A 22073-nucleotide genomic window follows, 5' to 3' on the forward strand; every position below is an offset into this window, starting at 1 on the left:
GAGAAAACGGTGGATTGTGACATCTTGGTGGTCGGCGGCGGGATAGCCGGATTGTCCCTGGCCTCAGCGCTGGCCGGCCGGACCGATGTGTTGGTGGCGGAAGCCGAACCGACACTGGGTTTCCACACCTCTTCCCGCTCCGCCCGGCAGCTCATACCCAGCTACGGGCCCGCGGTCATCCAGGACCTTACCGTGCGAACGCTGGCCCTTATCCGGGCCCTTGAGGTCCACCTGCCCAAGCCTGTCCTCACGGCACGCAGTTTCCTGCTGGTCGGCAGTGAGGAAAGTGTGCGGGACCGTGCCAGCGGCCACATGCATCCCATTACGCCGGCACAGATGATGGCGCTGGCACCTGAACTGAAGCCGGGACACTTCCCGGCCGCGGGACTGGACACCACATCCGTTGGCTGCGACACCGACGCGCTGATGGACTACCACCGACGGCGGATCCTGGACCGCGGCGCCCGCATCCTCACCGGTGCACCGGTGAGGAGTGCATGCCGGGAAGCCGGCGGGGACAGCAACGGGCGCTGGGTCACGGAGGCGGGGGAGCAGAGCATCACCTCCCGCGTGGTGGTCAACGCCGCCGGAGCCTGGGCCGACGAGCTGGCAGACCTTTACTCAGTCCGCAGGCGCGGACTGCAGCCGTACCGCCGCACTGCCGCCGTCGTCGACGTCGAACACCCGCTGGCCGATGGCGCCCCCATGGTGGCGGACGCGGATGAAACCTTCTACTACCGGGCGGACGGGAACCGGGTCCTGGTGTCTCCGTCAGAGAGCGTTCCCAGCGCTCCGATGGACGCCCGGCCGCATCCCGGGGACGTTGCGGCGCTGGTTGAACTCGTCAATTCCGTAACCACGCTGGGCATCACGGGGATTGTCCGGTCCTGGACCGGGCTGCGCACCCAGACCGCCGACGGCCTTCCTGTGGTGGGGTACGACGACGTCGTTCCCGGGTTCTTTTGGCTCGCCGGACAGGGCGGTTACGGCTTCCAAACCTCGTCCGGCCTGGCCGAAACCGCGGCCGCAATGCTGCAGGGAGAAGAGCCGGAATTGCCGGTCGCTGAGGCACTGAGTCCGGCCCGTCCCGGACTGTGACCAAAATCTCATCACCACTGCGTAACGAATCGGGTGCAAGTGAGTGTGGATGGTCATATTCACAGGCCCGGGTGCCTACAGTTGAAGGATAAAGCCAGGCTGGCTTTTTCTTCTTTTTAGATCCACCTTTTGCTTGAAAGGTCTGTCCCAGTGTCAGATATTTTGCCGCCACAACTGAATGGCGCGCAGCAGAGTTCGCTCTACGTCAAAATCCGAACAATCGTGACCGTTATCTCCGGAGTCTGGCTGATTCTGGCCCTAACGGGGTTTGGATTCTTTTCCGGCGGAACCACATCTCTGGCCCTTTCCCTGATCCTCATGTATGCAACGGGTGCGGCCCTGATTGTCGTGATCGCCGCCGTCTACCGGGCCGTCAAAAAAACGGCCCTTCGGCGCAGCGAAACCGCGCCCGAGGATACCGCCGCCCTGGCATTCATCGACACCACCCGTTCCGCAGCGAATGAGCTTCTTGCCGCTCTGCGTCCGGCGCCGCCGACCGGCCGTGCCTATGACCCCTCCGGCCGCGCCGTGGGGCCGGCCGTGTCGATGATTGACGCAGTGGCCGCTGCGCGCGCGGCATCGAAAGCGGCAGTGGCCTCCTTGACTTCCGGCCAGGCCGATGCGGGCCGGACGGATCGACCGGCCGCAAAGGGCCAGGCTCCTGCGGGAAGGGTGCCTGCCGCCAGGCATGCGTCGAGTATGCCTCCCGCCCGGAAGTTTGCCGCCAAGGCTGCATCCAGGCCTGCGGCTGCCAAGAAGCCCGCACCGGTGTCAGTGGACACGGCATCTGCGTCGAAGCCCGCCGCCGGAAAGACTTCCGGCAAGACTTCCGGCAGGGGTGCCGGCAAGACTCCGGGCAAGAGTGCCGGCAACAGTGCGAAGAAGAAGACCGTTCCGCCGGTCTCCGGCCCCACGGCGTCCCCTGTCTGTGCCTCACCGGCCAAGGGAGGCCGGCGGCCTGCGCTTGTCCTGGCAGTCAGCAATCCCGTTCCCGAGGCCGTACGGAAAATGCATGGGGCGTTGACGCGGCAAAAAGCCTCCTGACCTGCCTCAATGCGGGTTCACCCCGTGTTCAGGGAGTTGCCAGCTTTCCTCCAGTTCCTGCCCAGTCAGGGGGGTTAACGTAGTTAATACCTCATAAGGGTGCGAGTGATGAATGGATAGAGTAGTGACCTATCCGGGCGCCGGCAGACCAGGGTTGTTCCCCCCAACCAACCCACGGTCTGCCGGCGCTTTTCTTTGCCCAAAAGCTGCCGTCCCAGAGCAGTCACGCAGTACTGAAAGTCCCGAACTCGCCCGTCGCTTCTGACCAGGAGTCCTGCACGGCATTGACGCTGCCTGGAGCAGCCGGCGAATTCAGCCACTGCAGCAGCTCCTCCAGGGCAGGCCCGGAACCCTCAGCGACCACCAGCACTGATCCGTCGATCCGGTTCTCGACCACGCCGGTCAGCCCGAGGCGGAGTGCCTGCTGCAGGGTCCGGTAGCGGAACCCCACCGCCTGGACATTTCCGGTGATCCGGGCCGTCAGACGGCGGGCAGGGGCGGCAGCATCCTGAGGTGTCATGGGCTCAGCGTAACGGCGTGCCCAGCACAGAGTCAGCAGCAGCGAGCAGGGAACCGTCTGCCAAGGCCATCCTGCAGGCCTCAATTTCCGGAGCCAGGTACCGGTCCGGTCCGGGGCCGGGCACCACGGCACGCAGCGCCGCCCGCACCGCGGTGACCGCGGGGGCGCTGCGGGAAGTGGAAACGCCGCCGTCGCGCATGTCCAGTGCGCGGGCCGCCGTCATCACCTCGATCGCCAGGACCCGGGTGAGTCCGTCGAGGGCGCGGCGCAGTTTGAGCCCCGCCGCCCAGCCCATGGAGACATGGTCTTCCTGCATGGCCGATGAGGGAATGGAATCAACCGAGGCAGGGACCGCCAGCCGCTTGAGCTCGGACACGATTCCGGCCTGCGTGTACTGGGCGATCATGTGGCCGGAATCCACTCCCGGATCGAAGGCCAGGAACGCATTGAGTCCGTGGCTGCGCGAGCGGTCCAGGAAGCGGTCGGTCCGGCGTTCGCTCATGGACGCCACATCGGCGACGGCGATGGCCAGGAAGTCCAGCACGTAGCCAACGGGGGCGCCGTGGAAGTTGCCGTTGGATTCGAGGCGTCCGTCCAGGGTTACCACCGGGTTGTCGATGGCCGAAGCCCGCTCACAGGCGGCAACGGTTTCGGCGTGCTGCAGGGTTGACCGGGCGGCACCGTGGACCTGCGGTGCGCAGCGCAGCGAGTAGGCGTCCTGGACGCGGGTGAAGCCGCCGGTCTTTTGGTCCTCGATCAAGGCCGATCCAGCCAGGACGGCCCGGATATTGGCAGCTGATTCCGCCTGCCCCGGCTGGGGCCGCAGCGCCTGCAGATCCGCGGCAAACACGGCGTCGCTGCCCAGCAGGCCCTCAACACTCATGGCTGCTGCCAGGTCAGCGGTGGACAGCAGCAGGTGCAGGTCGGCAACGGCCAGCGTGAGCATGCCCAGCATGCCGTCCGTGCCGTTGATCAGCGCCAGGCCTTCCTTTTCCTGCAGCTCAACCGGTTCCAGCCCGGCCGCAGCCAGCGCGTCCGCGGCCTGCAGGAGCTCGCCGTCGGCCGTGCGGACCCCGCCTTCCCCCGTCAGGGCCAGCGCGCAGTGGGAGAGGGGCGCGAGGTCACCCGAGCAGCCCAGTGACCCGTACTCGCCAACCACCGGGGTAATGCCGGCATTGAGCAGCCCGGCATAGGAAAGGGCCACCTCCGGGCGGACCCCGGTGCGTCCGGTGGCGAGGGTGGCCAACCGGTTCAGCATCAGGGCCCTGACCACTTCGCGGTCAACTTCAGCACCAGACGACGCCGCATGGCTGCGGATCAGGGAGCGCTGCAGCTGCCTGCGCTGTTCAGGGACGATCTGCTTCACTGCAAGGGCGCCGAAACCGGTGGAGACACCGTAGTGCGGCTTGTCGTCCGCGGCGAGTTCCTCGATGACCCTGCGCGAGGCTGTCATGGCAGCGAGTGCCTCGGCCGCCAGCGTGACGGCCGCGCCGTGCCGGGCCACGGCAACAATGTCTTCCGCCGTCAGGGCGCCGGTTCCCAGCTCGACGGTGGTCCGGGGGTTCTGCAGTGTTTCCATCTCCATATCTGAGCATGGGAACCCAAGGCCGCAGCAGAGCTCTGATTCCCTGTCTGGGATTCCAGACACTGCACTAGACTCGGCACATGCCAGAGAGGTACTTCCGGGTTCAGGTTCCCGCCGCTGCACAAGTCCTGTCGATCCTGAGGTATCTGGGAACGCAGGCCGGCCCCGTCAGCGCCACCGCCGTCTCCCGGGACCTCTCGCTGCCGCGGTCCACCACCTATCACCTGCTGGCGGCCCTGGTCGCCGACGGGTTTGCCGTTCATTTGCCGGAGGAGCGCAAATACGCCCTCGGCGCGACGGCACATGAGCTCGGCACCGGCTACGCCCGGCAGGCACCGCTGCAGCGGCTGGGCCGGTTTCCGCTGCGAAAGCTGGTAACCCGGGCCTGCCTGACCGCGCACCTGGCCGTGCTGCAGGGCACCGATGTCATTTATGTGATCGAAGAGCGGGCACCGAAACAGCTGCCCCTGGTGACCGACGCCGGCATCAGGCTTCCGGCCCACCGCACCGCCAGCGGGCGCGCAATGCTGGCCCAAATGACGGACGCGCAGCTGCGGGCGCTCTACCCGGATTCAGAGACGCTGCGCTCCGGCCGCACCGGCGCTGCCGCCCTGACCGGACTCCTGGCACGGGTGCGTGAATGCGGTTATGCCTGGGAGGAAAACGAAGTGACTGACGGGTTCTCTTCCATCGCGGTGCCCGTCCTGGACCGCTCCGGCCGGGCGGTTGCCAGCGTTACGCTCACAGCAGCAAACCGATTGTCAGCGGGTTCAACGGGTCCCGCCGCACTGCGGGGGATTCCAGCCTTCGCTGCCGACCAGCTGGCCGGAGTTTCCCGGTGCGCTGCCGAAATCTCGCGCAGGCTTGGTGCCCAGACGCCGCAGCACGCCTGATCACCTGTTGTCTGGAATCCCAGACGGCCCGGTTTTCCCCTCCAGAGGGACCGGAGGTCTCGGTTACCGTCTGGTCATGGCTACCAACTCCGATCCGTCCCGCAGCATCCGGTCTCCGCGAGGAACGTCCCTGACAGCTAAGAGCTGGCAGACGGAAGCACCCCTTCGGATGCTCATGAACAACCTGGACCCCGAAGTTGCCGAGCGGCCGCAGGACCTGGTCGTCTACGGCGGGACCGGCCGCGCCGCACGCAGCTGGGAGGCGTACGATGCGATCGTCCGCACCCTGTCCACCCTGGCCGACGACGAGACTCTGCTGGTCCAGTCCGGCAAGCCCGTGGGGGTGTTCCGGACCAACGAGTGGGCACCGCGGGTGCTGCTGGCCAACTCCAATCTGGTGGGTGACTGGGCCACCTGGCCCGAGTTCCGCCGGCTGGAGGCCGAGGGCCTGATGATGTACGGCCAGATGACGGCCGGGTCCTGGATCTACATCGGCACGCAGGGCATCCTGCAGGGCACGTATGAGACCTTCGGCGCCGTTGCCCGGAAGCTCTTCAACGATGAAAACGCCACCCTCGCCGGCACTCTGACCCTCACCGGCGGCTGCGGCGGCATGGGCGGCGCGCAGCCGCTGGCGGTGACACTGAACGGGGGAGCGGTGCTGGTTGTCGACGTGGATGAGGCACGCCTCCGCCGCCGCGAGGGCAAACGCTACCTGGACGAGGTGGCACCGGACCTGGACACCGCCGTCGCGCGGGTCATGGCTGCCAGGAACGAGAAGCAGGCACTGTCGGTGGGACTGGTGGGTAATGCCGCCGAGGTGTTCGAGGAACTGCTCCGCCGCCAGCTCGCCGGGGAGATCAGCGTTGACATTGTCACGGACCAGACCTCCGCCCACGATCCGCTGAGCTACCTTCCGGCCGGAGTGCCCCTGGAGCACTGGACTGCCGAAGCCGAGGCCGATCCCGAGGGATTTACGAAGAAGGCCCGCGAATCCATGGCCCGCCAGGTCACCGCGATGGTGGGCTTCCGGGATGCCGGCGCCGAGGTGTTCGACTACGGCAACTCCATCCGTGACGAAGCCCGCCTGGGCGGCTGTGAGCGGGCGTTCGAATTCCCGGGGTTTGTTCCCGCCTACATCCGCCCGCTCTTCTGCGAAGGCATGGGCCCCTTCCGCTGGGTGGCGCTCTCCGGGGATCCGCAGGACATCGCGGTCACGGATGCGGCGATCAAGGATCTGTTTCCGGAAAACGCCCGGCTGCACCGCTGGCTGGACGCTGCCGCCGAGCACGTGGAATTTGAGGGGCTGCCGGCCCGGATCTGCTGGCTGGGCTACGGCGACCGGGCCAAAGCTGGTCTGCTGTTCAACCGGCTGGTGGCCGAGGGCAGGGTCAGCGCGCCCATCGTGATCGGCCGCGACCATCTGGACTCCGGCTCCGTGGCCTCGCCCTACCGCGAGACCGAAGCGATGGCCGACGGGTCCGACGCCGTTGCGGACTGGCCCCTGCTCAATGCCATGCTGAACACCGCCTCAGGCGCCACCTGGGTCTCCATCCACCACGGAGGCGGCGTGGGAATTGGCCGTTCGATCCACGCCGGCCAGGTGTCGGTCGCGGACGGCACCGAGCTGGCTGCACGCAAACTGGAGCGGCTCCTCACCAATGACCCGGGCACCGGCGTGATCCGCCACGCCGACGCCGGATATGAGCGCGCCTCCGATGTTGCCGCCGAGCGCGGCGTCCGTATCCCGATGGCAGAGTAGGAACACACCATGGATTTCACCACGGGCAGCCCCGGGTCTGATCACCACGACGCCCGTGGCGTTCCTGCTGGTGGGAGCATAGGGACGGTGAACACAACAAACGTCAACACCCTGCTGAGATCCATCGAAAACACCGGCCGTGACAGGCGCCGCGGCGGCTACAGCCGTCCGGTGTACTCCGCTGCGGAACGGGACCTGCGCGAGTGGTTCACGGCCGAGGCCTCCCGCCGGGGGCTGCCCGTGGAGACGGACCGCAACGGCATCCTGTGGGCCTGGTGGGACCTGTCCGGCGGGACTGCGGAAACATCAGCAGAACCGGAGCGCCGCGGCGCACTGGTGACCGGATCCCATCTGGACTCCGTGCCCGGCGGGGGTGCATTCGACGGACCGCTCGGTGTGGCCAGCGCCCTGGCGGCCGTGGATCTGCTGCAGGCCCGGGAAGCTGCAGGCAGCCTGGTCCGTAACCGGGCCCTCGCCGTCGCGGTGTTCCCGGAGGAGGAAGGCTCCCGCTTCGGGGTTGCCTGCCTCGGCTCCCGGCTGCTGTCCGGTGCCATCGAGCCGGCTAAAGCTCTGGCCCTGCGCGACGCCGACGGCAACAGGTTTGCCGACGTTGCCCGAGCCAACGGCCTGGACCCGGAGCTGATGGGACGTGACGATGCGGTGCTGGCCCGCATCGGAGACTTTGTGGAACTGCATGTGGAGCAGGGCAGGGGCCTGAACACTGAAGAGTTCACCGATGCCGCCGGACGCGGACCCGCCGTCGCGGTGGCAGGCTCCGTCCTGGGCCACGGCCGGTGGTGCTTCTCCATCACCGGCCAGGGCAACCATGCCGGCACCACGCTGATGGCGGACCGGTCTGATCCCATGGTTGCGGCAGGGCAGCTGATCGTGGCCGTGCGCCAGACCGCCGCCGCCCAGGCCGATGCCCGCGCCACTGTTGGCCGGCTGGAACCTGTCCCGGGCGGAACCAACGTCATTGCCTCCCGGGTGGACCTGTGGCTGGACGTCCGCCACCCCGATGACGCCGTGACTGCCGCGCTGGTGGAAAAAATCCACGGCCGGGCCCAGCGGATTGCCGCGATGGAGGGCTGCACCGTCCGCCTGACCGAGGAATCCTACTCCGGTACCGTCCATTTCGATGCCGCTCTCCAGCGCTCCCTCGAACAATCAGTGGCCCGGACCGTCCCCGGTGCCCCGGTCCTGGCGACCGGCGCCGGGCACGATGCCGGAGTGCTGGCCGCGAGGGTCCCCGCGGGCATGCTGTTTGTCCGCAATCCCTCGGGAATCAGCCACTCGCCGGAGGAATACGTGGAGGATGCCGATGCGGAGCTCGGTGTCACCGCGCTTGCCGACGCCCTGCAGGACCTGCTGTGAGCACACCGGAACGGCAGTCGTCTTTCTGGTGCGAGCAGGCCTGGGTGGACGGTGCCGTGGCCGCCGGTGTCCGGCTGGAAGTCGCTGCCTCCGGGACGGTGGCAGCGTCGGAAAGCGGAGTGCCGGCCCGGCTGGGCGACTGCCGGCTGCCCGGCGTGACCTTCCCGGCGGCGTCGAATGCCCACTCCCACGCCTTCCACCGGATCCTGCGCGGACGCACGCACGACGGCGGCACCGGCAGTTTCTGGACCTGGCGCGAGCAGATGTACGGCGCCGCCGCTGCGCTGACCCCGGAGCTGTATGAGCAGCTCGCCACGGCGGTGTTTGCGGAAATGGTTGTCACCGGCTGGACCTCGGTGGCCGAATTCCACTACGTCCACCACCGGCCGGACGGCAGCGCCTATCCGCAGGAACACGCGATGGAACGGGCGCTGGCACGGGCCGCCGTCGCCGCCGGCATCCGTCTGACCCTCCTGGACACCTGCTACCTGGCGGGCGGTTTCGATGCGCCCCTGACCGCGGGGCAGCTGCGCTTCGGAGACCGCGGCGGCGCCGCCTGGCTGCAGCGCCTGGCCTCCCTGCGCGCTGCGTTTGCCCAGGAGTTCGATCCTGAGCAGGTGAGTGTGGGTGCTGCCCTGCATTCGGTGCGCGGGGTGCCGGAGGCTGACCTGGACCTGATCTCCCGGGAGCTCCCCGCAGACCTGCCGCTGCACATCCACCTGTCCGAACAGCCCGCCGAAAATGAGGCATGCCTGGAAGCGACCGGACTCACGCCGGCCCTGCTGCTGGCCAAACACGGGCTGCTGACCCGGCGGCTCTCAGCGGTTCACGCCACCCACCTGAGCGGAGCAGACATCACCGCCCTCGGAGCTGCCGGGGCAACGGTGGTCATGTGCCCCACCACGGAGGCGGATCTTGCCGACGGCATCGGCCCCGCGGAGGATTTGCGGGCGGCCGGCGCCCGGATAGCGCTGGGCACCGACCAGCACGCCGTCATCGATCCCTGGCTGGAGATGCGGGCGCTGGAACACGGCGAACGGCTCCGCTCCGGGGAACGCGGCCGGTTTGCCCCCGCGGACCTGCATGCGGCGGCATCGGCCGCCGGAACGGACGCACAGGGGCGGCGGGCTCCCGGGCTCGCTCCGGGCAGCAGCTGCGATCTCATGTCAGTGGATCCCGGAACCCTCCGCACGGCGGGCTCGTTCCCCGGGCAGCTGGCACTTTCCGCCACGGCGTCGGATGTCCACACCGTCGTCGTCGGCGGCCGCATCCTGGCCCGCCGCGGCCGGCACGCCGTACTGGGCGACCCGGCTGCCCTGCTGTCCGCCGCCGCCGCTGCCATGGACGGGGAAGCGTCCCAGCCTGCCGCCGTCATGCCAGCCACCCCCTTTCCAGCCGCCGCAACGGAAGTCCCATGAGCACATCCACCGCACGCAGTACCCCCGGATCCATACTGATCACCAACATCGGCGAGCTTTCCACCCAAGATGAAACCCGCGGCCGCACCGTGCTGCAGGATGCGGCTGTGGTCTTCGAGGGGGAGCGGATCAGCTGGATCGGTGCGGCTGCCGATGCGCCGCCCGCTGATGAGATGGTCGACGCCGGAGGACGGGCCGGTCTTCCGGGCTGGGTGGATTCGCATACGCACCTGGTCTTTGCCGGGGACCGAGGCGCGGAGTTCGAGGCCCGGATGGCGGGGGAGTCCTACGCCGCCGGCGGCATCGCCGTCACCACCGAAGCCACCCGGGCCGCCACGGATTACGATCTGACCCGGCTGCTGCTGGCCCGCGTCGCCGAGGCGGCGGCAGGCGGCACCACCTATCTGGAGACCAAAACCGGGTACGGGCTGAACGTGGAAGAAGAACGGCGGCATGCGCGCATTGCCTCCACGGTGGCGAACCAGGTGACGTATCTGGGGGCGCATCTGGTTCCGGCCGGCGCCGATGCCGAGGACTACACGGACCTGGTCTGCACCGGGATGCTCGAAGCCGTGCTGCCGTATGTGCAGTGGGCCGACGTCTTCTGTGAGACGGGCGCCTTCACCGAGGACCAGTCGCGCCGGGTTCTGCAGGCCGGCCGCGATGCCGGCCTGGGGCTGCGGGTGCACGGCAACCAGCTGGGCCACGGTGCCGGTGTGCGGCTCGCCGTTGAGTTCGGCGCCGCCAGCGTGGATCACGTCAACCACCTGACGGACGACGACGTTGCCGCCCTTGCCGGTACCTGGACGCAGTGGAACGATGCCGGCCCGGAATCCGACGGTACTCCCGGGACGGTGGCCACCTGCCTGCCTGCCTGCGATCTGTCCACCCGGGCACCGCTGGCTCCGGCCCGGAAACTGCTCGACGCCGGGGTACAGGTGGCGCTGGCCTCCAACTGCAATCCGGGCACCTCCTACACCAGCTCCATGAACTTCTGTGTGGCCACCGCCGTGCTGCAGATGGGCCTGACCGTTCAGGAGGCACTGCGGGCCGCAACCTTCGGCGGCGCGCTCGCCCTGCGCGTGCACACCGGCCAAGACCGGGACGGGCAGCGGGCGGTGGGCTCACTCGCCGTCGGGCACCGTGCCGACCTGCAGCTGCTCAACGCTCCCTCGGCGGCGCATCTGGCCTATCGGCCGGGGATGCCGCTCACGGGTGCCGTGTGGCGGGCCGGGCAACGGCTGGGGTTGCCGCCCCGATAGCCGATCAGGGTCCGCAGGAGGTGTGGTCCCCGCTGCATCCTGCACAATGGGAAGCATGCGTGCTGCCTACCCCTCTGTCCCCGCCGAGTCGCTGGACCCGCGGGCACGGAAGATGCTGGTCTTCGAGGTCCTGATTGTGCTGGGCCTGTCCCTGGGGCGCTCCGGCGTGTACGCCGTCGTCGAACTGTTGGAAAAGGCAGCCCAAGGGCCGCTGGCGGGGCAGACCACCACCCTGAACCCGGTCCTGGACGAGAACCCCTGGTTTGACCTCACCTATCAGCTGCTGGGCATCTTTTTCTCCCTGCTGCCCGTGGCGCTGGTCCTGTATCTGCTGACCGAACCGGGGAAATCGGCGTTCCGGCGGATCGGGTTCACCTTTGAAAAACCCCTGCGTGATTTCCTGCTGGGCGCCCTGCTGGCTGCGGTCATCTGCCTTGGAACCCTGGGCGTGTATGCCGGAGGCAGAGCGCTTGGCATCACCACCGCCCTTGTGCCCGCGGCGCTGGACACCTACTGGTGGACGCTGCCGGTGCTGATCCTTTCCGCGATGCGGCACGCGGTGCTCGAGGAAGTCATTGTGGTGGGCTACCTGTTCCTGCGGCTGCGGCAGCTGGGCTGGGGCACCCCGGCCATCATTCTCACCAGCGCCCTGATCCGGGCCAGCTACCACCTGTACCAGGGGATCGGTCCGGGCATCGGAAACTTCCTGATGGGCCTGATCTTCGGCTACGTCTATGTCAGGACCCGGCGGGTCATGCCTTTGGTCATCGCCCACGCGCTGGTGGACATGATCGGGTTTGTAGGTTTTGCCCTGTTCGGTCCTGCGATCGGCATCGGCAACTGACGGCAGCTCCTGACGGCAGCGACTGTCCTGCCGTCTCTCGCGCTGCTGCTCCCGCAGCTCAGCCGTGCAGCTCAGACCCGCCGTCCAGCTCAGACCCGCCGTCCAGCTGCTCGGCAAGACCGGAGAGCAGGATGCTCAATCCCTGATCCAGTTCAGCTTCGGGGTTGTAGTCCGCAAGAATCGGGGCAACGGCACGGAGCCGGGGAAATTCCTTCGGCGGCAGCCGGTACAGGCCAAGACGCAGAATAGCTTCCTCTTCTTCGGGATGGGCGATGAGCTCCTGCAGATCGTTCAGGATGTGTCCGTAGAGGAACGAGTAAAAGGCGCGATGGATCTGCAGGGCATTCCTCGGGGAGAATCCGGCTGTTGCGAGGAGCGCGAGGATCTGTTCAAGCGGCCGCAGCGAGCCACGGGGCCGCAGGCCCAGGGGCGTGGACAGGGGCCTGGTGACCAGCAGCTGGACTGTGTTGGGGTGCCGCAGGGCAAGCACCCGGACGTCCTGCGCGATGCGCCGCAGCTGAGCCTGCCAGTCCAACTCATCCGGACAAATCGTCAGTTCATTGAAGACCAGTTCTTCGATCCCGGCCAGCAGCGCTGCACGGTTCTCCGCGTAGCGGTAGAGACTCATTGGATCGCAGCGAAGCTCCTGCGCCAGCCGACGCATGCTCAGGGCTTCCAGCCCGTGGGTATCCACCAGTTCAAGTGCCGTGCTCAGGACCAGTTCCCTGCTCAGCCGGGCCCTTCGTGAACCCTCAGGGGCTTGGGGTTCCGGCGTTTCGGCCATGATGTGGTCCGTCCTGATCATCTTGAAGAGTGACATGCGGCAATTAAGTTGTCGGCGTGTAGGTATACACCTATAGTCTACAGCGTAGAACAGTCAACATGGTTTCGGAGAGATCAAAGCTTGCATGGCCGAGAAGCGGCCACTACACCGATTGATCAGGAGAAACACATGACTGCCCAGACAGGCACAACCCAGACTGCCGCCACCGGCGAGGCCCTTGAGGTAAACGAAGACCAGGTCCGGCAGTTCCTGGCTGAAGTGACCATACGAGACCTCGATGACAGTGAAGTCCTTCCTGTTGCCGATCTGTACGGCATGTACATCATCTGGTGTGAACAAGCCGGGACCGATCCGCTGTCCGTCCAGATCTTCTCCCACGTGATCCGTGAGGAAGGGCTGGAATCCGGACTGCTGCGCAGTGAACACGTTCTCAAGGGCGTCATGGCCACAGGGACAATTCCCGTCCAGTACATTCTCGAGACCGATAAGCCTCTAGGCCCCAACAGCGCACTGGGAAGTCTTCCTGCGTGACGGTGGCCGCACCCGGGCCTGTTGAACGGCCCTGCAGCACTCTCGTTGAGGCACTAAGGCTGGCTGTGCACGACGCAACTGAAGAAGCTACGCTGATCGATGTCGAACTTGTTGCCCGGCAGCTGGACCTGGGCATTCAGCGGTATTGGGGCGCGGATCACGGCATCGGTTCCGATGAACTGCGCGCAACCGCTCGGGACATCATGGCGGCGAGGCAGCGTTCAGGCCGCGCCCGCTGACCGGTACCAGCCGCAGCGGTTCGACAACACCGTCAGGTATGCCTGTGCGGAACGCCGAGCCAAGGAGCACACCCGCCTGTGACACTGACGACACCGTGGGGAGCGGACCTGGATCCCGAATCCGTTCTGCAGGAGTATCCCCGCCCTCAGCTTGTCCGGGACAGTTACCTCAATCTCAACGGCTTTTGGCAGTACGCCGTCACCTCGGTGCGCCGGGAGCAGCCGCCGGCGGACCGCGACTGGGACGGACAGATTCTCGTCCCGTTCTCGCCCGAAGCACCGTTGTCCGGCGTCGGGCGCCAACTCCAGCCGCAGCAGTTCCTGTGGTACCGGCGGACGGTCCGGCTGCCGGCAGGTTTCGCCCGGGAACGGGTGCTGCTGCACTTCGGCGCGGTGGACCAAAGCTGCACGGTCACGGTCAACGGCATTCAGGTGGGCGGGCACGACGGCGGCTACCTCCCCTTCTCCCTGGACGTCACGGACGCGCTGGTGTCCGGTGCCGAGCAGGAAATTATGGTGCGGGTGCGCGACATCAGCGACACGGGCTACCATAGCCGCGGCAAACAGACCCTGGACCGCGGCGGTATTTGGTACACCGCGCAGTCCGGCATCTGGCAAACGGTCTGGCTGGAGTCTGTGCCGCGGACCAGCATCTCGCGGCTGGTTCTCGTGCCGGATCTGGAGTCCGTCTCGGTGACCGTGCTGCTGGACGGGGAGAACGACGACGCCCTGTCCGCGGCGATCACCGTGTCCGCCGGCGGACGCACTGTGGCGGACGCCGTCGTCGTTCCCGGGGAAGCCGTGCGGATCCCGGTGCCTGATCCGCATCTGTGGACACCCGAGGATCCGTTCCTGTATGACCTGGACGTGCAGCTGCTGTCCGGCGGCCGGACGGTGGACAGCGTGCGCAGCTACACCGGACTGCGGACCTTTGGAACGGGACCGGATGAACGCGGCCATACCCGGCTCCTGCTCAACGGAAAACCGTACTTCCATGCCGGCTTGCTGGACCAGGGGTACTGGCCGGACGGGCTGTACACGGCGCCGTCGGATGCGGCTCTGGTGTATGACATCCAGACCGCGAAGGATCTGGGCTTCACCATGCTGCGCAAGCACATCAAGGTAGAGCCGCTGCGGTGGTATTACCACTGTGATCGGCTCGGCATGCTGATATGGCAGGACCTGGTCAGCGGCGGCCGTTCCTACCGGCATTCGGTGGTGACGGCGCCTGCCGTGGGACTGCCGCACCGTGATGACAGCGACTACGCTGCGTTTGGGCGTGCCGATGACCGCGGGCGGGAAGAGTTCCTGACGGAGCTGCGCGGCACCGTCGACCTGTTGCGTAACAGTACCTCGCTGGCAGTCTGGGTTCCGTTCAACGAGGGCTGGGGCCAGTTTGACGCGAACGCCGTCACCGATCTGGTCCGGTCCCTGGACGCGACCCGCAGCATCGACCATGCCAGCGGCTGGCATGATCAGGGCGGGGGAGACCTCAAGAGCGTGCACGTGTATTTTGTTCCGTTTGTGCTCCGGAAGGGCTGGCTGCGGGACGGCCGCGCCGTCGTCCTGTCCGAGTACGGGGGCTACAGTCTGCGCGTTCCGGGTCACACCTTCAATGAGTTGGAGTTCGGCTACCGCAAATTCAAGACACCGGACGCCCTGCGGCGGGCATGGATCAAGCTGCACCGCCGGCAGATCGAGCCTGCCGTGGCCCAGGGGCTGGCTGCGACCGTGTACACGCAGCTCACCGATGTGGAGGACGAAGTGAACGGGCTGCTCACCTATGACCGGCGGGTGGTGAAGATCGACGCCGACACGGTGCGGGAGACCAATGTCCGGCTGGCCCGTGCGGCCGGGGCGCCCTGACCATCAGCGGCGGTTCCTCTTTCCGGGCAGCCCTGCGCGGCGCAGCATGCTGGCCGGTGAATCAGGATCATTCCGGGGTTTGAGGAGGTCGGACCAGGACCAGCGGACCAAGCCGACGCCGGTGGCCCGGATCGCATCCTCCCGCCGCTTCTCGAGGAAGAGGGTCTCCCGGTCAGCTGTGCCCGCCCGCCGGTTGGTGCCCGGGCTTCGGCTGGATGCCCCGGGTCCGTATTTCGCCGCTCCGTCGAACTCACCGACCAGTGAGTAGTCCTTCCAGAAAAAGTCGGTTCTCCCGATGAACTGTCCGCCCGCAGACCGGAACTCATATTGGAGCTCCGGCGGCGGAAATACCTGCAGATGCAAAACGGCCCGGGAGTACGATTCTCCGGGGGATTCTGAACGGCTGTCCGCGAAGGAGATCACTCGTTCCGCCCTGGTGCGCTTGCCCGCGTCCGGGAGGTTTCTGCTGAGAACCAGCAGGGCGTCCTTCTCCAGGGCGGGGAGGGTGCGTGCCGCATCGGGACGCAGTACATGGTCCATGGCAGGGACGGCACGCTCGAAGGGAAGCCGCGCGGCCAGATCGAGGACCGTTTGAGCACGTGACGTGAGGGTGAGGCCGTCCCGTAACGCAGTTGGTTCGAGCAAGGTCCGAGGAGTCCAGCGGATATTTCCGCGGCGCCTCCCGTGAGAAGTGCCCGGTGCCGTAAGCAGGACTTCAGAGGTTCTGCCGATGACTGGTATACCCCAGATGACGGCGGCCGACTGCTGGATGAAGATGCGGGGTGCCTGTCCTTGATCCACGGCCGCGGTAATTCCGGCACGGTCCCGTTCCCGCTGCGGCATCTTCTGCCACTGGGCGGCTTGAACGTAAACCCCGGCACGGATCCGGACCAGTTCACCCGACTCACATCTCCGGGCAAGCGAACGTCTGCCGGTGCCATCGCGGTCGGCGTCGGTTGCATAGAGAAAGTCCGGATCCATGAGACAACTGTGGCTCCCGACCGTCCTGCCTTCGATGGGCCGGCAACGATCTGTGGAAAACTCAGCCATGGAAAAGGGGACCGCTTTGGGCAGGGGCATCCGTTTTGGGATTCTGCTGCCGGTGCGGACCGGCAGTGATTTCCCAAAAGGTGTGCGGATGCCCGAAGCGGCAGCGGAACTAGATCTCCACGAGGCCCTTGGCTGTGTTGAATGTGACGGACATGATGCCGGGCGTTCCCTTCGGGGAAATCCACGTGACGCCCACGTTCTCCAGCGGTTCCTCGGCCGGGGTGCCCAGCCACTGCGCCACGCGGTCAGCAGAGCCTGCAATGGTGAGCGAGTCCAGGTTCACGGCACCGGGCATTCCGGGCAGGGCTGCTGAGGGGTGCAGTTCTTCGGTCCCGTCATCCCAGCGCAGCATGTACGGCACCTGCGGGTCGGCGATCAGGCCGTTAATGCCAATCTGCCGCCAGGTCAGTTCCTGGCCGTCCGGGAACTTCCGGTTGCCCGGGACGGAAAGGCGTCCAAGCCTTTCTTCGAAAGGGGCGAGGTCATCGACCGCCACGCACCAGCCCATCCAGCCCCCGCCGCACTCCGAGCGCTGGCGCACGGCCTGGCCGAAGGGAGCCTTGTCCGAAGCAGGGTGGTTCAGGGCCTCCACCACCTCGACGTACTGGTGGTTGGCCAGGGGCAGAATCATGTTGCGCGTTCCAAAACGCGGGTGTACACCGCCCTTGACGAAGTCCGCTCCCAGGGCGGCAGCGATCCTCTCAGTTGTGGCCAAAAGACCGTCGGATTCACTGGCATAAGAAACATGGTCCAAGCGCATGCGGCCTATTTTGGCACGTTGTGACGCACCTCTCGACTAAGGGCGCCCTAAGCCCGGAACAACCGGCTTTTGACCCGGCGCGGACCGCGGCACACGGTTCCCGGGAGCGACCGACATCCGGAGAAATGAACCGTCACAGACCTTGCAGGCACCGGGCATATCCGTTTTCATAGGGGATAGGTCATGAGTGCCAGCAGATAGCCCCGGCTTGCTGGCCGGCAACCCTCCAACCGCGGTGGGGTGCCCCGGGTGAAGACCTGGCCCTGCCTCAACTGATGCAGGGCAAGCGCGGGTCACACGTGGCTGCCGGTAATGTTTTCCGGCCAGAAGTCCCGGTGCGGCCCTTAGGTTAAGGGAGCATTCAATGTCAGGAAACTGGTCCTTCGAAACCCGTCAGATCCATGCCGGTCAGGAGCCAGACGCCGTCACAGGCGCCCGTGCCCTGCCCATCTATCAAACCTCCTCCTTTGTCTTCCCCAGCGCCGAAGCAGCGGCCAACCGGTTTGCCCTGGCGGAGCTGGCTCCGATCTACACCCGCATCGGCAACCCCACCCAGGAGGCCGTTGAAAACCGGATTGCGTCCCTTGAAGGCGGGCTGGGTGCGCTGCTGCTTGCCTCAGGCCAGGCGGCGGAGACCCTCGCCATCCTCAACGTGGCCGAGGCCGGAGACCATATTGTTGCCAGCCCCAGCCTCTACGGCGGCACGTATAACCTGTTCAAGCACACGCTGAAGAAGTTCGGCATTGAGACCACGTTTGTCCAGGACCCGGACAACCTGGAGCAGTGGCGTGCAGCAGTGCAGCCCAACACGAAGGCCTTCTTCGGTGAGGTGGTCTCCAATCCGCGGCAGGACGTGCTGGACATCGAGGGCATCAGCGCGGTGGCCCATGAGGCCGGCGTGCCGCTGATCGTGGACAACACGCTGGCCACCCCCTACCTGATCCGCCCCATCGAGTGGGGCGCGGACATTGTGGTGCACTCGGCCACCAAGTATCTGGGCGGGCACGGCACCTCCATCGCCGGCGTGATCGTGGATTCGGGCAACTTCGACTTCGGCGCTGATCCGGAGAAGTTCCCCGGCTTCAACACCCCGGACGAGAGCTACAACGGACTGGTGTACGCCCGCGACCTCGGTGCCGACGGCGTGCTGGGCGCCAACCTCGCCTACGTCCTCAAGGCCCGGGTCCAGCTGCTGCGCGACCTGGGTGCGTCCGTGTCCCCGTTCAACGCCTTCCTGATTGCCCAGGGGCTGGAAACCCTGAGCCTGCGCGTGGAACGCCACGTCAGCAACGCCGTCGCGGTGGCCAAGTGGCTGGAAGGGCACGACGACGTTGTCTCCGTGGCCTATGCGGGCCTGGAATCCAGCCCGTGGTTCGAACGCGGCCGCAAATACGGGCCGCGCGGAACCGGTGCCATTGTGTCCTTCGAGATCAGCGGCGGCGTCGACGCCGGCAAGCGTTTCGTGGATGCCCTGGACCTGCACTCCCATGTGGCGAACGTGGGCGACGTACGTTCACTGGTAATCCATCCGGCGTCGACCACGCACAGCCAGCTGGGGGCCGAGGCCCAGCTGGCGGCAGGAGTCAGCCCCGGCCTGGTGCGGCTCTCCGTGGGCATCGAGCACATCGATGACATTCTTGCGGACCTTGACGCCGGATTCCGGGCAGCCAAGGGAGCGTAGCGGTCAGCGTGATACCTCCTTTCGCCTCAGGCCTCGCCGGGACAGCGGCCGGGACCGCCTTGCCGCAGCACTCCGCCCCTGACCTGGACGGGGTGCTGCGCCATGCCCGCATCGGCAGCCTTGACCTGGAAACCGGCGGCCATCTGCCGGACGTTTCCCTTGCCTATGAAACGTGGGGGACGCTGAACGCGGACGCCACAAATGCCGTGCTGGTGGCCCATGCCCTCACCGGCAGCACGCATGTGGCGAAGGGGAGCAGCGACGAGGACGGCTGGTGGGACGCACTGGTGGGCCCGGGCAAAACGGTGGACACGGACCGCTTCTTTGTGGTGGCGGTCAACATGATCGGCGGCTGCTATGGGTCCACCGGTCCCTCGTCCCTGGACGAGCACGGCCGGCCCTGGGGATCCCGGTTCCCGTTTGTCACCATCCGAGACTCGGTGCGGGCGGAATCCCGGCTGGCTAATCTGCTGGGAATCCGGGCCTGGCACACTGTGCTCGGCGGGTCGCTGGGCGGTGCCCGTGCCCTGGAATGGGCCGCTACCGAGCCCGGCCGGGTGCAGCGCTGCGCTGTTATTGCCTGTACCGCTGTCAGTTCCGCGGAGCAGATTGCCTTTGGCCAGGCGCAGCTGGAAGCCATCCGCCTGGATCCGGACTTCAACGGCGGCGACTATTACAACGGCAGGGCCCCCGTGGCGGGTCTGGGCCTGGCCCGCCGGATTGCGCACATTACTTACCGCTCCGAAGCAGAGCTGGAGTACCGCTTTGGCAACGGGGCGCAACTGCAGGAGGATCCGCTGGGATCCGCGCTTCCGGCAGCACGCGGGCGTTATGCGGTGGAGAGCTATCTGGACCATCAGGCCCGGAAGCTTGCCGGCCGGTTCGACGCCAACAGCTACCTGCTGCTGACCGAGGCGTTGATGAGCCACAATGTGGCCCGCGGCCGCGGAACCGTCCGCCGGGCGCTGGCTAACGTCGAGGCCGAATTCTTCATCGCCGCGGTGGATTCGGACCGGCTTTACCTTCCGCAGCATTCCTTCGAGTTGGCCGCTGCCCTGCCCCGGAAAACCAATGTGCACATGATCAGTGCCCCGATCGGCCACGACGGGTTCCTCACGGACGTTGAACAGATCGGCGTCCCGCTGCGGGAACGGTTCTTCGGGGAGCCCTAGCCGGGCGGCGGAGCCCTACCCTTGCGAAGACTGCCTGAACATGGCAGAAACAACGCATGGGTGATTCGATTCGCGTGGCTGCGCAGGCACAGTGCTCCCCGGCCCGGCTCTGGCATACGCTCGTGGACAACAGGGCTGCGTGGTGGCCGGAACTGGAGTTCACCGCCAGCCCCGGTTCGCCGTTGACGGAACGGACAAACGATGACAACGGCGGGGGCGAGCAGCGGGCCTCGGGCACCGTGCTGGCGGTGGCGCGGGACCGGCTGCTGTCCTTCCGGTGGACCATGCCCGAGTGGAATGCGCACACGGTGGTGAGCATTCAGCTGGCGTCCTCCCCGGGACCGGACGCGGAAACTGATTACACCGACGTCGTCGTCACCGAAAGCGGTTTAGGCGGCCTGACGGAGGGCGCCGACGTGGCCCGCACGCACACCGAGGAATGGGCGGGCCATCTGGCGAACCTGATCTCACTGGCGGAAAGCGCAACGCCCGGTTAGTCAGCCGAACCCGGGGGCATGCCGGGGCCGCCGAACATGGGCGCGGCTGCGGGACGTTTAGCGGAGATGCCGTCGCCGGAAGACCGGTGGCGCACCCGCCGGACCACCCACGGCATGAAGTACTCACGGGCCCAGGTCAGGTCTTCGGTGCGGGCGGTCCGCCAGTTTTTGACCTGCACCGGCTTGGGCTCCAGGGGCTGCAGCGAATGCGGAACGGCGAGGGTTTCCAGCACCATGGCCGCAATGGTGTGATGTCCCAGCGGTGAGAAATGCAGCCGGTCCGGTGCCCACATCTCCCGGTTGCTCAGCTGGCGCAACGCCCACATGTCAGCGATCACGGCGTCATGCCGGGCGGCCACGGTCCGGAGGTTCTCGTTGTAAATGGCCACCCGGCCGCGGACACTGCCGATCACCGGCGTGGAGCCGAGGTCCGGCCCGGTGAAAAGCACCACGGTGGCGCCGCCGGAGGTGAGCCGTCCCACCGCGGCATCCATCTTCTCTGCCAGCTTATCGGGGTCCCCGCCGGGACGGATGACGTCATTGCCGCCGGCGCAGATGGAGATCAGGTCCGGCTGCAGGTCCATGGCCGGTTCCAGCTGTTGCTCAATGATTTTGTCCAGCAGCCGTCCCCGAATGGCCAGATTGGCGTAGGCGAAGCCGTCGCGGGTGCGTGCCAGTTCCTCGGCCACCCGGTCCGCCCAGCCGCGGTGTCCGCCGGGGCTCTGGGGGTTGGGGTCGCCGATTCCCTCGGTAAAAGAGTCACCGATGGCCACGTAGCGGGTCCAGGGATGGGCCTCAGCCTCCTGGCCCGCAGCGGGTGCCGCGGCGGGGGACGGCGGTGCGGCTGCCGCCGTGGATGGGGGAGCGGCTGCCGGTGTGGACGGTGTTTCGGGGATGGAAGGTGAAGTCACCACACCCATCCTGCCAAGGAGGGCCGGGCTACGCGACCGTAGGTTCGCGAACCGGCCGTGCCATGATAAATATCATGTCTAAAACTGCTCCCTGGAATCCCACTGTCCTTTGGTCCAAGCCGGAAGCCGAGCGGGCCGGTACCCCGCTGCTGGTCCTCTTCCACGGTTACCTCGCCAACGAGGAAGACCTGATGGGCCTGGCGGACCACCTGCCCTCAGAATTCACCATCGCCTCCGTCCGCGCCCCTCATGCCCTCGGCCCCGGTTACACCTGGTTCCCGCTGATGAATGATTCCGATTTCTCCGTGGAGCGCGTGGTGGACGCGGTCGACGATGTCGCCGGCTGGCTGGACAGCGTCAAGGACGTGCACAGCAGTGTTTCCCTGCTGGGCTTCTCGATGGGCATGGCCGTAGCCAGCACGCTGCTGCGCCACCGGCCCACGGATTTCGCCGCCGTCGTCGGGCTCTCCGGCTTTGTGGTTCCCGCTGAGGGGAATCCCTTCTTCCACGACGACGAGCTGACCGCCGGCGGCGTGCCGTTCTTCTGGGGCCGGGACCAGAATGATCCGGTCATTGACGCCCCTCGCATCGAATACACCCATGCCTGGCTCAACGAGCACACGGCGCTGACTAAAATCCTCTACTCGAACATGGGACACGGCATCAACATGCAGGAACTGGGGCATGTGAAGGAGTTCCTCACCCATCTGGTACTCAAGGGCTGATCCGTGTCCCATGTTCGAGTAGAGGATTTTAGTCAGCGCCGTGTGCTCGTTGAGCCA

Annotated in this window: 20 protein-coding genes, 2 pseudogenes and 1 riboswitch; of the genes and pseudogenes, 15 read left to right on the forward strand and 7 right to left on the reverse strand. The window is 66.7% G+C overall.

Features of this window, described 5'->3' with window-relative positions:
• Nucleotides 1–9 precede the first annotated feature (9 nt).
• Both QMA10_RS15745 and QMA10_RS15750 read left to right on the forward strand, forming a co-directional pair.
• The gene (locus QMA10_RS15745; protein WP_356835401.1) at nucleotides 10–1098 is read left to right on the forward strand and encodes an FAD-dependent oxidoreductase; all 1089 of its coding nucleotides are present in this window, start codon (nucleotides 10–12) and stop codon (nucleotides 1096–1098) included.
• A 222-nt stretch (nucleotides 1099–1320) separates the two neighbouring features.
• Entirely contained in the window at nucleotides 1321–2142 is an 822-nt protein-coding gene (locus QMA10_RS15750; protein WP_290169863.1) for a hypothetical protein, read from the forward strand.
• Nucleotides 2143–2365: 223 nt separating this feature from the next.
• Here QMA10_RS15750 and QMA10_RS15755 read toward each other — a convergent pair whose 3' ends face one another.
• Together QMA10_RS15755 and hutH are read right to left on the reverse strand one after the other, a co-directional pair.
• Nucleotides 2366–2662: an acylphosphatase gene (locus QMA10_RS15755; RefSeq protein ID WP_290169865.1), complete on the reverse strand. Its 297-nt coding sequence runs from the start codon at nucleotides 2660–2662 to the stop codon at nucleotides 2366–2368.
• 4 nt (nucleotides 2663–2666) lie between these two features.
• Complete coding sequence (gene hutH, locus QMA10_RS15760; RefSeq protein ID WP_290169867.1) at nucleotides 2667–4241, reverse strand: histidine ammonia-lyase; 1575 nt, start codon at nucleotides 4239–4241, stop codon at nucleotides 2667–2669.
• An 86-nt stretch (nucleotides 4242–4327) separates the two neighbouring features.
• On the opposite strand from hutH, the gene QMA10_RS15765 reads away from it, so the two are divergent.
• The 6 genes from QMA10_RS15765 (at nucleotide 4328) to QMA10_RS15790 (ending at nucleotide 11800) form a co-directional block, all read left to right on the forward strand.
• A complete protein-coding gene (locus QMA10_RS15765; protein WP_290169869.1) occupies nucleotides 4328–5140 on the forward strand; it encodes an IclR family transcriptional regulator in 813 nt (270 codons plus the stop codon).
• 76 nt (nucleotides 5141–5216) lie between these two features.
• Nucleotides 5217–6902 (forward strand): urocanate hydratase, encoded by a 1686-nt coding sequence (gene hutU / locus QMA10_RS15770; protein WP_290169871.1) that lies wholly within the window; start codon nucleotides 5217–5219, stop codon nucleotides 6900–6902.
• 78 nt (nucleotides 6903–6980) lie between these two features.
• Complete coding sequence (locus QMA10_RS15775) at nucleotides 6981–8276, forward strand: allantoate amidohydrolase (protein ID WP_290169898.1); 1296 nt, start codon at nucleotides 6981–6983, stop codon at nucleotides 8274–8276.
• A complete protein-coding gene (locus tag QMA10_RS15780) occupies nucleotides 8273–9694 on the forward strand; it encodes a formimidoylglutamate deiminase (RefSeq protein ID WP_290169872.1) in 1422 nt (473 codons plus the stop codon). Before QMA10_RS15775 ends, QMA10_RS15780 begins: the two co-directional genes overlap by 4 nt.
• On the forward strand, nucleotides 9691–10956 hold the full coding sequence (gene hutI, locus QMA10_RS15785; RefSeq protein WP_290169875.1) for an imidazolonepropionase: 1266 nt from the start codon (nucleotides 9691–9693) through the stop codon (nucleotides 10954–10956). Before QMA10_RS15780 ends, hutI begins: the two co-directional genes overlap by 4 nt.
• Nucleotides 10957–11011: 55 nt before the next feature.
• On the forward strand, nucleotides 11012–11800 hold the full coding sequence (locus tag QMA10_RS15790; protein ID WP_290169878.1) for a type II CAAX endopeptidase family protein: 789 nt from the start codon (nucleotides 11012–11014) through the stop codon (nucleotides 11798–11800).
• A gap of 58 nt (nucleotides 11801–11858) precedes the next feature.
• Here the strand turns inward: QMA10_RS15790 and QMA10_RS15795 are convergent, their stop codons facing one another.
• Complete coding sequence (locus QMA10_RS15795; protein WP_290169900.1) at nucleotides 11859–12584, reverse strand: TetR/AcrR family transcriptional regulator C-terminal domain-containing protein; 726 nt, start codon at nucleotides 12582–12584, stop codon at nucleotides 11859–11861.
• Nucleotides 12585–12752: 168 nt separating this feature from the next.
• Between QMA10_RS15795 and QMA10_RS15800 the strand changes: the two genes are divergently transcribed.
• The 3 genes and pseudogenes from QMA10_RS15800 to QMA10_RS17710 form a co-directional block, all read left to right on the forward strand.
• A complete protein-coding gene (locus QMA10_RS15800; RefSeq protein ID WP_290169880.1) occupies nucleotides 12753–13115 on the forward strand; it encodes a primase-like DNA-binding domain-containing protein in 363 nt (120 codons plus the stop codon).
• 65 nt (nucleotides 13116–13180) lie between these two features.
• Nucleotides 13181–13354 carry a hypothetical protein gene (locus QMA10_RS15805; protein WP_290169883.1) on the forward strand — a complete coding sequence of 58 codons (174 nt, stop codon included), beginning with the start codon at nucleotides 13181–13183 and terminating at the stop codon, nucleotides 13352–13354.
• Between the two features lie 207 nt (nucleotides 13355–13561).
• Nucleotides 13562–14269 (forward strand): annotated as a pseudogene (locus QMA10_RS17710) (sugar-binding domain-containing protein); the annotation flags it as partial.
• A 560-nt stretch (nucleotides 14270–14829) separates the two neighbouring features.
• Here the strand turns inward: QMA10_RS17710 and QMA10_RS17715 are convergent.
• The 3 genes and pseudogenes from QMA10_RS17715 to QMA10_RS15820 form a co-directional block, all read right to left on the reverse strand.
• Nucleotides 14830–14898, reverse strand: a pseudogene (locus QMA10_RS17715) (hypothetical protein); the annotation flags it as partial.
• A gap of 325 nt (nucleotides 14899–15223) precedes the next feature.
• On the reverse strand, nucleotides 15224–16201 hold the full coding sequence (locus QMA10_RS15815) for a hypothetical protein (RefSeq protein WP_290169886.1): 978 nt from the start codon (nucleotides 16199–16201) through the stop codon (nucleotides 15224–15226).
• A gap of 178 nt (nucleotides 16202–16379) precedes the next feature.
• The gene (locus tag QMA10_RS15820; protein ID WP_290169888.1) at nucleotides 16380–17030 is read right to left on the reverse strand and encodes a VOC family protein; all 651 of its coding nucleotides are present in this window, start codon (nucleotides 17028–17030) and stop codon (nucleotides 16380–16382) included.
• A 179-nt stretch (nucleotides 17031–17209) separates the two neighbouring features.
• Nucleotides 17210–17325: riboswitch (SAM riboswitch) on the forward strand.
• Nucleotides 17326–17394: 69 nt separating this feature from the next.
• On the opposite strand from QMA10_RS15820, the gene QMA10_RS15825 reads away from it, so the two are divergent.
• The 3 genes from QMA10_RS15825 to QMA10_RS15835 are packed head-to-tail and all read left to right on the forward strand — an operon-like array spanning nucleotide 17395 to nucleotide 20380.
• A complete protein-coding gene (locus QMA10_RS15825) occupies nucleotides 17395–18711 on the forward strand; it encodes a bifunctional o-acetylhomoserine/o-acetylserine sulfhydrylase (RefSeq protein ID WP_290169889.1) in 1317 nt (438 codons plus the stop codon).
• A 59-nt stretch (nucleotides 18712–18770) separates the two neighbouring features.
• Nucleotides 18771–19883 carry a homoserine O-acetyltransferase gene (locus QMA10_RS15830; RefSeq protein WP_290169890.1) on the forward strand — a complete coding sequence of 371 codons (1113 nt, stop codon included), beginning with the start codon at nucleotides 18771–18773 and terminating at the stop codon, nucleotides 19881–19883.
• A gap of 56 nt (nucleotides 19884–19939) precedes the next feature.
• Nucleotides 19940–20380: an SRPBCC domain-containing protein gene (locus tag QMA10_RS15835; protein WP_290169892.1), complete on the forward strand. Its 441-nt coding sequence runs from the start codon at nucleotides 19940–19942 to the stop codon at nucleotides 20378–20380.
• Here the strand turns inward: QMA10_RS15835 and QMA10_RS15840 are convergent.
• Nucleotides 20377–21153, reverse strand: coding sequence for an SGNH/GDSL hydrolase family protein (locus tag QMA10_RS15840; protein ID WP_290169903.1), 777 nt, complete (start codon nucleotides 21151–21153; stop codon nucleotides 20377–20379). The two genes, QMA10_RS15835 and QMA10_RS15840, sit on opposite strands and share 4 nt — an antisense overlap.
• A 212-nt stretch (nucleotides 21154–21365) precedes the next feature.
• On the opposite strand from QMA10_RS15840, the gene QMA10_RS15845 reads away from it, so the two are divergent.
• Nucleotides 21366–22016 (forward strand): alpha/beta fold hydrolase, encoded by a 651-nt coding sequence (locus tag QMA10_RS15845; RefSeq protein WP_290169894.1) that lies wholly within the window; start codon nucleotides 21366–21368, stop codon nucleotides 22014–22016.
• Nucleotides 22017–22073 lie beyond the last annotated feature (57 nt).

Origin of the sequence: Arthrobacter sp. APC 3897 (genome assembly GCF_030407495.1) — a bacterium.
Taxonomy (GTDB): Bacteria; Actinomycetota; Actinomycetes; order Actinomycetales; family Micrococcaceae; genus Arthrobacter_B.